A 15,190-nucleotide genomic window follows, 5' to 3' on the forward strand; every position below is an offset into this window, starting at 1 on the left:
TCTAGTAACCTAAAAGGATTTCTGAGAAGTTAGAGATAAGTGATATAAAAAAACCTTACGCGATCGCCCTGAAATTTCCACATCACGTTATCATCGGATATTGTGGCTTTGGCGTGCGTAAATTCTAGCATCTATCCTATGACCGTTTCTGACTCTGATATCCAGCCGAAAGAACCCAATCATTCCACAGGGCCGCATACCGACACGCGACAGGTAGACCGTAGTAAGCTGAGTAAAATGTATCAGCACTATGTTGAGGTCAAAGATAAACATCCTCATGCGCTGTTGCTGTATCGGGTAGGCGATTTTTTTGAAACTTTTTTCCAAGATGCGGTCACAGTATCGAGAGAATTAGAATTAGTTCTTACTAGCAAACACGGCGGTGAAGTTGGTCGCATCGCCATGACTGGTGTACCTCACCACGCTTGGGAACGCTACACTACCCAACTGGTAGAGAAAGGTTACGCCGTAGTGATTTGTGACCAAGTGGAAGACTCTTCTGAGGCGGTGGGTTTGGTACGGCGGGAGGTGACGCGCATCCTCACCCCTGGGACATTGCTAGAAGAAGGAATGCTGAAATCAAGTCGTAATAATTACTTGGCGGCTGTAGTAATTGCGGGAAATCACTGGGGTTTAGCCTATGCAGATATCTCTACCGGGGAATTTCTCACCACCCAAGATAGTGATTTAGAACATCTCACCCAGGAACTCATGCGCTTGCAGCCTTCCGAGGTATTAGTTCCCACCAATGCGCCTGATTTGGGTACTTTGCTGCGTCCTGGGGAAACTTCGCCCCATTTACCAGAGTGTTTACCACCATCATTTTGTTATAGTTTACGATCGCAAGTCCCCTTTTCTCAGGGAGAGGCTAGAAGTAAATTATTGCAGACATTTAAAGTGCGATCGCTAGAAGGTTTAGGTTGCGATCATCTCCCCTTGGCTGTACGGGCGGCTGGTGGGCTATTGGAATATGTGGAAGATACCCAAAAAGAAAAACCCATCTCTCTGCAAAGACTCCGCACCTACACCATCACCGATTACCTAATTGTTGACCACCAAACCCGCCGCAACTTAGAAATTACTCAAACAGTCCGTGATGGCATTTTTCACGGTTCTCTACTTTGGGCATTAGATAGAACTAGCACCGCAATGGGTACTAGGGCTTTGCGGCGGTGGTTGTTGCAACCATTACTAGATATTAAAGGCATTCGGGCGCGGCAAGATACTATTCAAGAACTCAAGGAAAATACACCTTTACGTCAAGATTTGCGGCAATTATTGCGGCAGATTTACGACTTAGAACGACTCACAGGTAGAACAAGTTCAGGAACTGCTAACGCGAGAGATTTAGCGGCTTTGGCTGATTCTCTCGCACGTTTGCCAGAATTAGCCCAATTAGTAGCTGATGCGCGTTCTCCTTTCCTCAAAGCATTGCAAAAAGTGCCACCGATTTTAGAAGAATTGGCGCAGAATATCCACGCCCACTTGGTAGAATCACCACCGATACACCTGAAGGACGGGGGCTTAATTCGTGCTGGGGTTAATCCTCAGTTGGATGAAAGAAAGGCGACGGTAGAAGCAGACCAGCAATGGATTGCGAATTTAGAAGTAGATGAAAGGGCTAGAACAGGAGTACCTACACTGAAGGTAGGATTTAATAAAACCTTTGGTTACTACATTAGTATTTCCCGTGCCAAATCTGACCAAGTACCCGATAATTACATTCGCAAGCAAACCCTCACCAATGAGGAACGGTACATCACTCCAGAACTCAAAGAACGAGAAGCCCGGATTCTCACAGCACGAGATGATTTGAATCAGTTGGAATATGAGGTGTTTGTAGCACTGCGGGAAGAGATAGCCAAAGAAGCGGAAGTAATTCGCAACCTTTCCCGCGCTGTCGCCGCCGCCGATGTGCTGTGTGGTTTGGCTGAATTGGCGGTGCAGCAAGGTTACTGTCGTCCCGAAATGATTCCTGGACGGGAAATAGAAATTGTTGATGGTCGCCATCCTGTAGTAGAACAGTCCTTACCTGCGGGGTTTTTTGTCCCTAACTCAACGGAATTAGGAAGTAGTACAGAAAATCATCCGGCTCTACCAGACCTGGTTATTTTGACTGGGCCAAACGCCAGTGGTAAAAGTTGCTATCTGCGTCAAGTGGGATTAATTCAGCTAATGGCGCAAATTGGCAGTTTTGTCCCGGCTAAGTCGGCAAATTTGGGAGTATGCGATCGCATTTTCACCCGCGTGGGTGCAGTTGATGACCTAGCGACAGGTCAATCTACCTTTATGGTGGAAATGAATGAAACAGCCAATATTCTCAACCACGCCACAGCTAGATCCCTAATTTTGTTAGATGAGATTGGTCGGGGAACAGCTACCTTTGATGGGCTTTCTATTGCTTGGGCGGTAGCCGAATATCTAGCTACAGAAATCCAGGGGCGGACAATCTTTGCAACTCACTATCATGAATTAAATGAATTAGCGGCGATGTTACCTAATGTTGCTAACTATCAGGTGACAGTGAAAGAATTACCAGATCAAATTATCTTTCTACACCAAGTCCAACCAGGAGGTGCTGATAAATCCTATGGGATTGAAGCGGGACGGTTGGCGGGTTTACCTGCGGTAGTAATTCAACGGGCAAAACAAGTAATGGGGCAAATCGAAAAACACAGTAAAATTGCGATCGGGTTGCAGAATTTAGAGTAGGTGAAATCATTAATATTTCTTGACAAATTTATCCTATTATTTAGACTGCAAGTTCCAGCCTGTTAGTGCAATTGTTGCATCAGTTAGCACGGGAAACTCATCAAGCATTTCTGCTTCCTACCCACGATTTAGATTTGGCTTTGCGTTTAGCTGACCAAGTTTGGCTATTAACAACTAATGGTATTTTACACGTTGGCGCACCAGAAGATTTAGTATTAAGTGGTGCGTTTTCTGATGCTTTCAAGAGTGAAGGTGTGGAGTTTGATATTTTTTCTGGAGAGTTTCATCTGCATACACCACCGAAAGGAGAAATTAATCTGATAGGTGAGGGTATTGCTGCACTGTGGACTGTTCGCGCTTTACAAAGAGTGGGATTTTTCGTTAATAAATTTGCCAATTAATGATGATGAAATCTTGTCTAAAAGCATGGTAATTACTAAGGATTAATTTGTACTTCTTCCGCTACTCGTTTGAGGCGACGTAGCTGTGCTTGCATATCTTCTTTTGTCCATTTAGCGGCGAAGGTGTTGAATCCCCAACTGACTATAGGGTTAGGAATCTCAAACTCAAATCGGTTTAGTAATAGTGTACCTTGTGGTGTGGGTTGACATTCCCAGCGATCGCGTCCTTGAAAGAATCCCTGAAATTCCCACACGACTAAGCCCGGTTGGCGTTCTACAATCAAACTGTTTAAGGTGGGTTGCATTAGGGGTATTTGAATCAAAAAGCGGCTTTTACTACCTATCTCTGTACTCCAAGTTTCACCCACAGGTTCACAACGCAAAACAGGGTTGAGCCAACGGTGCATCAATCCTAAATCAGTAAAACAGCGTTCTACTGACGTAGCTGTGGCGTTAATTTCAATTGATTGCTCTAAAACTTGGGACATTCTAGATTTTTGTGTGGTAGCTGCATTTAGATTAGTACATAGTAATAGTCAATAGTCAATAGTCATTAAGAGTGCTGAGTGCTGAGTGCTGAGTGATGAGTGCTGAGTGCTGAGTGATGAGTGCTGAGTAATGAGTAATGAGTGATGAGTAATGAGTAATGAGTGCTGAGTGATGAGTGATGAGTGCTGAGTGATGAGTAGTGTTAGCGAATACTTACAAAGCGTTAGTTTAAAGACTGTAAATTAATCAAAAGAGAAGTAAAAAATTAATCTTATTATTCATTAAGCGTACTTTTCCTGGTAAGTTAATACGCAAACACTAGTGAAATACTTAGTATTATATGTTGTGCTAAACAATACACTAACTAAATATTTCCAGTGTTGTCATGCACACTATTCATTCCGAAAAACCATGAACACAGCTTGGCAAGGAATATTCCAGGTAGCAGGAGTAGATTGGTCACAAAAGATGCAGCCATTGTTAGCGCAATCGCCCAGCTTACCCCTAAACCAACCAGGAGTGAACCAAGGAATCGCTGATGTGCAAGGAATTTTTCAACAAGTGATTCAGTTTACACCCCGTCTGCTGGGAGCAACAGCTCTTTTGTTGGTGGGTTGGTTGATTGCTGCTGCGGCTGGGGTCGTGACGCGGCAAATCCTTAATCGCACAAAAATAGATAATAAGATTGCGGCTGGGATAACAGGTCGTGAGGATGTCCCCCAGGTAGAGAAATTAATCTCCAACTTAGTCTTTTGGAGCATTATTCTCTTAACAGTCGTAGCTGTCTTGCAAACTCTGGGTTTAGAGGTAGCTTCTCGACCACTTAATAGCTTTCTGGAACAACTGATTGGCTTTTTGCCCAAGATTGTTGGCGCAGGAATTCTGTTAGGGGTAGCTTGGTTCTTAGCGTCCATCGTTAAGGTTGTGACAATACGCGGGTTGCAAGCACTTAGACTGGATGAGCGTTTGAGTCAAGATGAACCGAACGATAATCTTAGCCTTGATCGCTTGTCTTTGAGTCAGACAATTGGTAATGCCTTATATTGGTTTATCTTTCTGCTATTTCTAGTTCCAGTTTTAGACACCCTGGGACTCAAGGAAGCTCTACAACCAGTACAGGCTCTAATTACACAAATTCTGTCAATTCTGCCCAATATCTTGGCAGCAACGTTAATTGCAGCCGTTGGTTGGTTTTTAGCTAATGTGGTGCGGCGAATTGTCGTTAACCTGCTAGCAACAACTGGTGTTGATCATTTAGGTAGTAGATTTGGACTATCTTCTACTTCGGGAATGCAGCCTTTATCTGCCCTCACAGGTACGATAGTCTACATTTTAATTTTAATTCCTGTGGCGATCGCTGCTCTCAATGCTTTAAAAATTGAGGCGATTTCTTTACCTGCGATCGCAATGTTACAGCAGATTCTCAATGTCTTACCTGCTGTCTTTACAGCCATAGCAATTTTAATCCTAGCCTATTTCTTAGGGCGGTTTGTTGCCGATTTAGTTACCAGCATCCTCACCAGTTTAGGCTTCAATAACATTTTCACCATCCTCGGTCTACCTGTACCCACAGCACAAACAGTCTCTGATGCTGAAAGTACACCTACACCTAAGATTCCTACTCGCACCCCATCGGAAGTTGCAGGTATTGTGGTTTTAGTCGGGATTTTATTGTTTGCTACAGTAGCAGCAGTTAATATCCTGAATATTCCAGCACTAACAGCATTAGTAACTGGCATTCTGGTAATTATTGGGCGCATTTTATCTGGCTTAGTAGTCTTTGCTATTGGCTTATTCCTCGCCAATCTCGCCTTTAACATTATTACTAGTTCGGGTAGTCGCCAAGCCCAAATTTTAGGTCAAGCCGCGCGAATTTCCATTATTACCCTAGTTTCTGCAATGGCATTGCAACAGATTGGCATTGCCAGCGATATTGTCAATTTAGCATTTGGATTGCTATTAGGTGCGATCGCAGTTGCTATTGCTTTAGCCTTTGGTCTTGGTGGTCGAGATATCGCCCGAGAACAAGTCCAAGAGTGGCTCTCTTCTTTCAAAGAGAAGAGTTAAGAGTGCTGAGTGCTGAGTGCTGAGTGCTGAGTGCTGAGTGCTGAGTGCTGAGTGCTGAGTGGGGAGCGGGGAGTGCTGAGTGCTGAGTGCTGAGTGCTGAGTGCTGAGTGGGGAGTGGGGAGTGGGGAGTGCTGAGTGGGGAGTGGGGAGTGCTGAGTGGGGAGTAGGGAGTGCTGTTAGCGGTAGCGGGGCGTTTAGCCGGTGCTGAGTAAATTCTTCCCAGTCCCCAGTCCCCAGAAGTTCTTTAATTTTGACTTTTGACTTACCCTCCGGGAAGCCGCTTTCGCGTCTATGACTTTTGACTTGATTTGTCCCCAGTCCCCTCAAAGTCCCAAATCTTCTGGAACACCCAACATAATATTAAGATTCTGTACAGCTGCACCTGATGCACCTTTACCTAGGTTATCGAGACGCGCCACTAATAAGGCTTCTTGGGTAGCGTCATTGGCGAAAACGAACACCTGCACAATATTAGTGTTGTTCATCGCCATTGCATCCAAGAAAGTTCCCTCTCTGAGCAAAGCTGCATCTTTAAATGGAGCTACCTGGACAAACTTTTCACCTGCATAGTATTCTGCGATCGCATGATAAATCACTTCACCTGTTGGGGGATTCTCTAAAGTCCATAAAGGCAAAGGTATTTGTACTAACATCCCCTGCTCAAAATCCCCGACTGCGGGAACAAACAACGGTGGCGATGCTAAACCAGCGTGCTGGTGCATTTCTTTGACGTGTTTATGCCCAAACTGCAAACCATAAATACCGTAGGGATAAATTGGAGTTGATCCCTTTTGCTGCTCATGAAAGGTATCGTACTTTTGGATTAAACTCTTACCACCACCAGAATAGCCAGATACGGCATTAATCGTGAGGGGAAAATTATTAGGGATAATTCCCTGAGCTATTAACGGACGAACACAAGCCAAAAATCCTGTAGGATAACAGCCAGGATTACTGACAAACTGAGCATTCGCGATTTTTTCTCGCTGTCCTGGGTTTAGTTCTGGAAAACCATAAACCCAATCCGCATCTGTGCGGTAGGCGGTACTAGCATCCAGAATTTTAACTGTATTATTAATCACCAAGCCAACTGCTTCTCGGGCTGCATCATCAGGAAGACAAAGAATTACTACATCGACAGAATTGATGATTTTTGCTCGCTCAGTAGACTCTTTGCGCTTAGATGCCTCAATGCTCACTAACTCAATGTCATTCCTTTGACTGAGGCGCGAGTAAATTTGTAAGCCTGTAGTTCCTGATTCCCCGTCAATGAAAATTTTAGGTTTATTCATAAATATGATTGATTTGTCATCTGCTGAGATATTTACTCATTAAACATCTAGAAACCTTGTAGAGACTGAGCATCGCTACTACATTATTTTCTTTTGAATTTTACCTTGTGAAGTAATTCATCTTTGATCCGATTGAGAATTGAAGTTTCATCAAGAGTTGACAAAATCCGATTAATTACAGCTTTAGGCCCATCTGGCCCCCAAGTTGCCCCATTCACTAAATACACCTTGGTAACTTGACCAATACCATAGGAAGATACACCAGCTACTCCAGCTTGAGTAACAGCTACTGAGATATAGGGGCCAAGGGCAATACCGGCTGTAGCTGATGCAGAGATACCTAATAAGGTTTTTAGCCCACTTAAACCTAAGTTTGCCAATAATTCACTGACACCGATACCACCCATACTGATGGCGATTTTTTGCAGTAATTGCACAGCCCCAGCTTCGGTCATGGGGATGCCATAAAGTTTAGACAAACCTAAAATTAGCGCAATATCAATAACTATACTGCTCAGTATATCTACTACCGTAACTGGATTAAGAGCGATCGCCACAGCTTTAGTCATGACAGCCTTCCAAATCAACTGATTGGCGTTCTGTTCGCGAATTATCAACTTACGCTGCACCAATTGCTCATTCACGGTGTCGGCATACAGCATAGTGTTCAACGCCACTAGAGCTTTGCCCTCACGCTGCAAAATCTCTAAAATTTTCAGCTTTAATTCTTCAACTTGAGCCGCACCTGCACGCAATTGTACACCCCTACTCCCATCAGCACGATATACCGCCGTTTTTACCAGTGGGGATGCTGCGGACATGACAATTTCTAGGGGTGTGAGTAATTCCCGCACCCTCTCATCCCGGATTTTCTGGTAAATTGTCAGGCGATCGGTTTCTGGATATTGGTCTACTTTATTAAATACCAAGATGATGGGTTTACCTGCTTCCCGCAATTGAGATAAAGCTTCATGCTCAACCTTGGTCATATCACCCGCAATCACAAACAGAATCAAATCCGCCTGTTTAGCTATTTTTTCCGCTAAGACTGTACGAGTTTCCCCATCGATTTCGTCTAAGCCTGGGGTGTCAATTAATTCCACCTGGGATTTACCAACAGCAGGTAAAGTTACCCTTAAAGCCCGTTCTGTTTCTCCAATAGCTTCTTCGCTAATACTCCAATTCACACTTTGAGCTGCACGGGTGACACCATGCAAAGGGCCAGTTTCAAACACCGATTGTCCTACCAAAGCATTCAATAAGGAAGACTTACCCCGTCCCACCATGCCAAAAGCCGCAATCTGGACTACCATACTGTCTAACTTACCCAGCATAGTTTCCAAATCAGCGATTTCCGACTCTAAACCCGCTTTTTCTTGGGGTCTGAGGTCGAGACTAGCTACTAAGTTACGTAGTGCCGTTTGTGCTTGCTTATAGTTCAGTTCCGCTTGAATATCTTCAAAGCTAAAAATGGCACTATCTAGTTCTTCCTCCCAGTTGGGTGAGTCGCTTTGATGCGGTTCGGGCAATATGGAAGTCACGTCACTGCACTCCGAATTCAAAATTCAAAATTCAAAATTAATAATTACCTTTCCCTTTGATCCTAGTGTAAGAAGACAGGGGTATGAGGGTGCAAAGGTATAGGAGTGCCGAGAAAAATAAAGTTTAAGCAGAAAGTTTAGCTAAAACCCCACTCCCTAGCTAACTTGGCAAAGTATCCTTTAAAGTAGAAAATAAGATAACGTCGCCCTTAATATTTTCTTTGTGAATAACGTCCGTACTGTCTCTGATACAAAGCGAACTTTCTACTCTCTGCATACCCGACCGATTAACACAATTTATCGTCGGGTGGTAGAGGAATTGATGGTAGAAATGCACCTACTGTTAGTAAATGTAGATTTTAGCTACAATCCTATATATGCCTTGGGCGTTGTCACTACCTTTGACCGCTTCATGGAAGGCTATACACCCGAACGGGATAAAGAATCGATTTTTAATGCCATATGTCAGGCTGTAGAGCAAGACCCACAACGCTACAGACAGGATGCTGAAAGGTTAAAAGCTATAGTCCAAAACTTATCAGCTAATGATTTAGTGGCGTGGCTTAATCAAACTAATCATGCACAGCAAGATGCCCAATTGCAAGCGCAACTGCAAGCGATCGCCAACAATTCTAACTTTAAATACAGTCGGTTGTTTGCGATCGGTTTATTTTCTTTGCTAGAAATTTCAGACCCTGAGCTAGTTAAAGACGAAAAGCAACGCAATGAAGCACTCAAAACAATTGCTGAAGGCTTGCATCTTTCGGACGAAAAACTTAGTAAGGATTTAGACTTATACCGTTCCAACTTAGACAAAATGACGCAAGCACTAATTGTGATGGCCGATATGCTTTCAGCCGATCGCAAAAAGCGCGAACAACGTCAACAACAATTGAATACCCCAGTCACTCCCCCAACTTCTAATGAGTAATTAATAGTCAATAGTCAATAGTCAGTAGTCAGTAGTCATTAGTTAAATTATGTGGATATAAGTAACTTTTGGCTATGGACTGTGGACTATAGACTTTTGACTTCTATTTCTAGAAAATACCTAATAACTTGTAAATCAAGCTGTTAATGATAGTGAGTGCAAACGCCCCTAGCACAGCACTCCACATACCAAAGCGCAGGCTGAAACCCTCTACTAACCAAGCAGCAATACTAAAACAAACAACGGCAATCATAAATGTAAAAACACCCGATAAAAAGTTAAAAGTGAGTATATCGGGTACAACAAATATCAAACTTAAAATTGGTCTGACTATTGCCGTTACAATACCTAAAACAGCTGCGGAAATAACTGCTTTCTGTGGAGTGTCTACTTCAACGCCTAAAGGCAACTTACTGATAATTAACAAGCTGATAGATGTGACTACCCAAACAATTAACAGTGTCACAATTTGATTCATTGCCGTTAACCCCTGAAACGTAAATGGTGCTTGGCGATAAATTAGTTAGTCTATGGAGTCTATCGATAGAGAAAACTCACATCGGCAGATTATTTGTAAGTTACCAGACTTTTTTCTCTATTCAGAATTTATTTTGGATATCTTTAGGTTTCAGGGGATTGGGAAGTAAGAATTTTAGATTTTGCGGAAAGTTCTGTAGGCGGGTTTCCCGCCGTAGGAAACTTTTCAAGACGGATTTTGGATTGAATAATCTAAGAGGTTGTTTGAAAAGCGTGTTTCTTTGTCATGTTGTAGCTTGCTTTGCTACGCGGAGCGTCCCGCAGGGAACGTAGAGAAACATCTGGCGTATGTGCCACAAAGCCTAGATTCCTCCTTACGCTCCGCTCCAGTCAGAATGACATTTTTATACCCCTTGCAACTTTTCAAACATCCCCTAAAATCCAAAATTGAAAGGTTGAGAATTGGGGATTAGACAATTGTCTCACCTGTCACCTGTCACCTATCACCTGTCACCTACTCCCTAATTAGTATTCTCAGGTGCTACAGGTGTTGCAGCAGGTACTTGAGGTGCTGGTACATTCGGCACTACAGGTGAAATATCTTGCCCTGTTGGTGGTTGATTGGGGGTTGTGGGTATAGAAAATTGATTAGGGCTAGTTGGGGCGTTGGGGTTAATTTCTGGTATTGGTACTGTAGGCGCAACTGGGAAATTGGGATTTGCAGGGAAATAGGGGGAAATGGTGCTGGGTGTAGAAGAGGAATTAGGTATAATTCCCAAGGACACGCGATCGCCTCCCACTTGCCGTAACAAATCTAATGTTTCAATGACATCATTGTAAGTTGCTGTGCGTGAAGCATTCAGAATCAAAACACCATTAGGGTTAGCTTGCAAAAACTCCCTTAACTTTTGCTCTAATTCTGCTTTTTGTACCATTTCTTGTTCTATGTAAATATTACCGATAGCATCAATTGTCACAATTTGGCTACCACCTGCTGAATTTATTCCAGCCGCCGTAGTTGTGCTGGCTTGTGGTAAATCCACATTTATGGCTTGTTGTCTAGTAAATTGCAAAGCTGCCAATAGAAAAAATGTCAAGATGCAAAAAATGACATCAATTAAGGGAATAATCTGAACTTGAGCTTCTTCAATTTGAGTATGTAGATTAACTTTCATCTTTTTTGCATAGGAACTAGGGACATCTCAATTCAAAATTCACAATTTTGGACTCGAACGAAGTGAAGGGTCAAAATTTAAAGAACTCCTGGCAACTCCTAGGGACTGGAAACTAGAAAAAAACAGGTGCGCATAGCAGCAAGTACCGCGAAGGCGAAACCCGCAGGATGGGGCAGAGGGAGAAATTTAACTTATTCCCCATACCCAATACCCAATACATCATTCAAATTTGATTGGGTGGTTCTGGTGGTTGAGGAAATCTGCTGGTAGTTGGCTTGCTAGGTGGAGTCAAACTATCCCGTGAAGTTTCTGAGACAAGTGCTGAGGTCTTGTTGCTAAAATGTGCCGGAAACTGGCGGTAGAATAATTCCAATTCATTACCCGCTTTACGAAAAACCTTGACTTGATTAACTACAAAACTTTGAAATAAACGGTAGAATACCAAACTAACGATCGCCACAACTAGACCTGTCGCCGTACTAATTAAGGATTGTCCAATACCTCTAGTTGCTGTTGCACCTCCCCCTGTGGCAATATCGCCAATGTTAATCGACTTCAAAGAATCGATTAAACCCAAAACCGTACCCAACAGTCCCAACAGTGGCGCAAGAGCAATGACAGCTTCTAAAAGTTTTTCCCCACGCCTCATCCCTGCTATTTCGTCTTCTGCGCTAGATTCCAGTGCTAGGCGAAATGTTTCTGTATCACTTTTTTGTAAATTTAAGGGAGCATAGAGAAAACGCCCAATGGGTTGATCTGTCGCCCTTTGAGCAATGTCTGCCGCTACTTCCCAATTATCTTGGGCTGCATCCAGTACACGCTCTACTATTTCCTTTTCTTGTGTCAAAATTCGCGACCAAAACCAAAGCCTCTCAAAAATGACACTCAAAGCTAAAATCGACAGAGCTAGTAAAGGCCACATGGCTGGCCCGCCTTCTTGAAACAAATTTAAAATATCCACTGTTTAAATTTCCTCCCTCCATTGCTGAAACAACTATCCCAAAGCATTTTAATTTTAAAGATTAATGCACAATTACTATACTCCTGTACAGAATCGTCGGTTACGTATTTGCCAATATAAGCATTAGCATCTTCCCAACTAACTAGGACGGTTATTCCCACCGGGAGTTTATAGCATAATTTGTCAAAATGAAAGTTAACTGGAGGGTTAAACCATGAACTTCTCAATCCAATCTCTATATAACTGGTATCGCGGTTTACTGCGTAACCCCAAATACCGTTGGTGGGTAATTTTAGGTACGATTGTTTATATTCTCAGCCCCGTCGATATTGCACCGGATTTCTTGCCAGTTGTGGGTCAACTGGATGATGTTTTAGTTTTGACAATACTAGTTACTGAGTTATCTGGGCTAGTGATTGACGGTTGGAAAGCTCGTAAGGGTGAGACTAATACTTCAACAGATTCTAACCCAAGTGACAGCACCGTTGATGTTGATGCTGTATCTGTCAAGTAACTTTCAATACGAAACTAAACTTAACCCCTGCTTTAGTTGTGCGACGATGCTCCGTTTCAACCTAGGCGACGATGCTCCGCCCCAGTCTAGGCAATTACTCGCATCTGTATTCTCAAAGTAGGGGATATTTTTATTTGGTGTTAAAAAAGTGATTGTTTCACGACGGAGAGACAAATACACAAAAAAGACGAATCCAAAAGGTTATTTCTGGATTTGGTAGCGATTATTTCTGCAAATCAAAAGTTAAGAGTCTAAGGTTAGCAGTTTAACTTTACAGATACCTCTCGTTTTTATTATTCTTTTAAACTCCCCAGGCCGGATTCGAACCAGCGACCAATCGATTAACAGTCGATCGCTCTACCACTGAGCTACTGAGGAATGATTGCTCTCACGATTTATAATATTATCGTAGTCTTTAAGAGATGGCAAGTACTTTCATAAAAAATTTTTGGCTCATGCTGAAGTTACAAATTCTTCGCAGGCAAAACCCCCTCTAGAGACAGACTAGAGCCGTCGGAATGCGTCGATTTACTTCACAATCCCATTCGCAATTGAGCAAGCTTTTGTCTTGCTTGAGGATCAATACTACTAGCTAAAAACCTACTCTTAGATTGTGTGCGTGCTTGAGACCTTTGTTTAACTCGACAAACCGTAGTTTGTACTTCCCCACACAATTGCAGTGCTGATAACCATTCAGCCCCATATCCCTGTACTGTCAACTGCTGTGCGCGGTCTGACGTGGCAACAATTACACGAGAAATCCGAGCTTGTGTAAATTGAGGACGTAAAGATGCACAAGTTTTTTCTATATACGAGTCTGCTGTTTGCCCAAAATCAGTGTAATAAACCGATAAAAGTTGGGTGATCACTTCCCTATTACTAGAGGTATTTTGATAGTGGGCATCAAAAACTATTTGAGTTTCATAACCTTGAAATGCGCTGTAACTTGTCATCGCTTCTACAAGTTCCCAGCGAGCCGCCTCTAGTCCAGCAGTGTCACGGGTTTTTTTAAGGCAATGCCAAGCACCAATTATGTTGTAGCCGTCTACTAACAAGACGGCTGGGGATAGGGAACGGGGCATGGTTTTTAATCACAATATTCTAGAGTTAACAAGATCCATTCATAACTTTTATAGTAATAGAAGCATTGCTTGTAACACTATGTTACAAAGAACAAAATAATGTAATTTAATTGCAAAGGTTGCCTAAAAAACCTGTTCTAACAACTGCGACGCGTCTTTTAAGGGCGCGTCGCAGTTGTTAGAAATTATTGACGAATTGGGGACTGGGAAGAGTTAGGTTCGTAAAAAGGCAAGCGAAAAGAATCTTTTGACTTTTTATTCCCTATTCCCCATTTATATTCATCAACCGTTGTTTAAGACGCTGAGGTTCACCACTATCTATAAGTTGGCCTTTTTCTAGTAAGAAAGCACCATCACAGTAATTCAACTCGTCTAATCTGTGTGTCACCCATAAAGCAGTGATACCCCTACTTTTCACTAGGTTGCGGACACTAGCTACTAAGTCCAATTGGCTATCTGGATCGAGTAACGCTGTGGGTTCATCTAATAATAAGATTTCACAATGACGGGCGATCGCTCCTGCTATGGCTACCCGTTGTTTTTGTCCCCCACTGAGGGCATAAATTGGGCGTAGTTGAAAAGCACTCAAGTTTACTGCCCCTAATGCCTCTTTGACCCTTGCTCTCACCGCAGTTGTTGGCAGTTTTTCTTCAACCAAACCAAAAGCTACATCCGCACCCACAGTTGGCATCACTAGTTGATGGTCGGGATTTTGGAAGACAAAACCAACAGGATGTAAAACCCGAATATCTCCAGATTTGGGAGCTAAAAGTCCCGCCAGCAGACGGAGTAATGTGGATTTGCCACTGCCATTTGTACCCAACAGCATCCAAAATTCGCCTCTGGGTACTTCCAAAGAGCAAGATTGAATTGCTGTCTCACCATTAGGCCAACTGAACTGTAAATCTTTAACTAGAATGCCCGCTTCCGCCATGAGTACACCTTGGGTTACTCACCAGCTAAGGCAAAAAATCCTGGAGCTCTGCCACTACTGGTGCTGACACCATCTTTTTCGGTAATCTGGACTCCGGTAATTTCAGTGGCACGAACAGCGATTTTCTTCTCTGTTTTGCCTTCACACTTAAGTTCTACAATGTCAGGATTCCCAGAACGCATAGCCGCTAAAATTAGCTGATAAACGGCTTCAGCGTCTTCTGCTGTCTTACGTTGCACTGTTACAGGAAAAGGCGTATTTCTGATGGTTAAGTCAATGGTAAGCATTTAGCAGTAACTATATATAACTGTAGGACTCATTTTAGCGTTATGGGAATTGAGAATGGGGAATTGGGCATTGGGCATTGGCAATTTAGTTGTTCACCTTTGCTCTTTTTTCCCCCTCCAGCACCTAATCTCTCATAATTTCTGTATCAAAAATAAAATTATTCCCATTAGCCACTGGAAAAATTAGCGATTTGCACCTAGAATTATTAGAGTCAGTAAAAAATTGTAAACTAGATTGACAATCTGGTAACATTCCTGTTGTAGATAGCTAACTCATGCAAATCTACAGACAAAACCGTACTTATAAAGATTTGGAGATTTGTTTTC

At 42.8% G+C, this 15,190-nt stretch carries 13 protein-coding genes, 1 tRNA gene and 1 pseudogene; 5 read left to right on the forward strand and 10 right to left on the reverse strand.

Annotated elements, in window-relative coordinates; translation table 11 throughout:
* Window positions 1–138 precede the first annotated feature (138 nt).
* Window positions 139–2,712, forward strand: a complete 2,574-nt coding sequence (gene mutS / locus VB693_RS05505) for a DNA mismatch repair protein MutS (protein ID WP_323265379.1) — start codon at window positions 139–141, stop codon at window positions 2,710–2,712.
* A gap of 62 nt (window positions 2,713–2,774) precedes the next feature.
* Window positions 2,775–3,101: pseudogene (locus tag VB693_RS05510) on the forward strand (ABC transporter ATP-binding protein); the annotation flags it as partial.
* Between the two features lie 47 nt (window positions 3,102–3,148).
* Here VB693_RS05510 and VB693_RS05515 read toward each other — a convergent pair.
* Entirely contained in the window at window positions 3,149–3,601 is a 453-nt protein-coding gene (locus tag VB693_RS05515; protein WP_323265380.1) for an SRPBCC family protein, read from the reverse strand.
* Between the two features lie 412 nt (window positions 3,602–4,013).
* On the opposite strand from VB693_RS05515, the gene VB693_RS05520 reads away from it, so the two are divergent.
* On the forward strand, window positions 4,014–5,669 hold the full coding sequence (locus tag VB693_RS05520) for a mechanosensitive ion channel (RefSeq protein WP_323265381.1): 1,656 nt from the start codon (window positions 4,014–4,016) through the stop codon (window positions 5,667–5,669).
* 323 nt (window positions 5,670–5,992) lie between these two features.
* Here the strand turns inward: VB693_RS05520 and argC are convergent, their stop codons facing one another.
* A complete protein-coding gene (argC, locus tag VB693_RS05525) occupies window positions 5,993–6,961 on the reverse strand; it encodes an N-acetyl-gamma-glutamyl-phosphate reductase (RefSeq protein ID WP_323265382.1) in 969 nt (322 codons plus the stop codon).
* A gap of 83 nt (window positions 6,962–7,044) precedes the next feature.
* Complete coding sequence (locus tag VB693_RS05530) at window positions 7,045–8,502, reverse strand: GTP-binding protein (RefSeq protein ID WP_323265383.1); 1,458 nt, start codon at window positions 8,500–8,502, stop codon at window positions 7,045–7,047.
* 223 nt (window positions 8,503–8,725) lie between these two features.
* Between VB693_RS05530 and psb29 the strand changes: the two genes are divergently transcribed.
* On the forward strand, window positions 8,726–9,433 hold the full coding sequence (gene psb29, locus VB693_RS05535; RefSeq protein WP_323265384.1) for a photosystem II biogenesis protein Psp29: 708 nt from the start codon (window positions 8,726–8,728) through the stop codon (window positions 9,431–9,433).
* A gap of 109 nt (window positions 9,434–9,542) precedes the next feature.
* Here the strand turns inward: psb29 and VB693_RS05540 are convergent, their stop codons facing one another.
* The 3 genes from VB693_RS05540 to VB693_RS05550 form a co-directional block, all read right to left on the reverse strand.
* Window positions 9,543–9,911, reverse strand: coding sequence for a phage holin family protein (locus VB693_RS05540; protein ID WP_323265385.1), 369 nt, complete (start codon window positions 9,909–9,911; stop codon window positions 9,543–9,545).
* Window positions 9,912–10,431: 520 nt separating this feature from the next.
* Entirely contained in the window at window positions 10,432–11,085 is a 654-nt protein-coding gene (locus tag VB693_RS05545; protein ID WP_323265386.1) for an ExbD/TolR family protein, read from the reverse strand.
* 223 nt (window positions 11,086–11,308) lie between these two features.
* Window positions 11,309–12,046: a MotA/TolQ/ExbB proton channel family protein gene (locus VB693_RS05550; protein WP_190702720.1), complete on the reverse strand. Its 738-nt coding sequence runs from the start codon at window positions 12,044–12,046 to the stop codon at window positions 11,309–11,311.
* A 214-nt stretch (window positions 12,047–12,260) separates the two neighbouring features.
* Between VB693_RS05550 and VB693_RS05555 the strand changes: the two genes are divergently transcribed.
* Window positions 12,261–12,560: a YkvA family protein gene (locus VB693_RS05555; RefSeq protein ID WP_323265387.1), complete on the forward strand. Its 300-nt coding sequence runs from the start codon at window positions 12,261–12,263 to the stop codon at window positions 12,558–12,560.
* Window positions 12,561–12,866: 306 nt separating this feature from the next.
* Here VB693_RS05555 and VB693_RS05560 read toward each other — a convergent pair.
* From VB693_RS05560 to VB693_RS05575, 4 genes are all read right to left on the reverse strand, one after another.
* Window positions 12,867–12,938, reverse strand: a tRNA-Asn gene (locus tag VB693_RS05560).
* 155 nt (window positions 12,939–13,093) lie between these two features.
* On the reverse strand, window positions 13,094–13,642 hold the full coding sequence (locus VB693_RS05565; RefSeq protein ID WP_323265388.1) for an NYN domain-containing protein: 549 nt from the start codon (window positions 13,640–13,642) through the stop codon (window positions 13,094–13,096).
* Window positions 13,643–13,904: 262 nt separating this feature from the next.
* Entirely contained in the window at window positions 13,905–14,576 is a 672-nt protein-coding gene (locus VB693_RS05570) for an ABC transporter ATP-binding protein (RefSeq protein ID WP_190702713.1), read from the reverse strand.
* Window positions 14,577–14,590: 14 nt separating this feature from the next.
* Window positions 14,591–14,863, reverse strand: a complete 273-nt coding sequence (locus VB693_RS05575) for a hypothetical protein (protein WP_190702710.1) — start codon at window positions 14,861–14,863, stop codon at window positions 14,591–14,593.
* Window positions 14,864–15,190: the final 327 nt, after the last annotated feature.

The sequence above is a fragment of the Anabaena sp. UHCC 0399 genome, assembly GCF_034931465.1.
In the GTDB taxonomy this organism is placed as follows: Bacteria; Cyanobacteriota; Cyanobacteriia; order Cyanobacteriales; family Nostocaceae; genus Trichormus; species Trichormus minutissimus.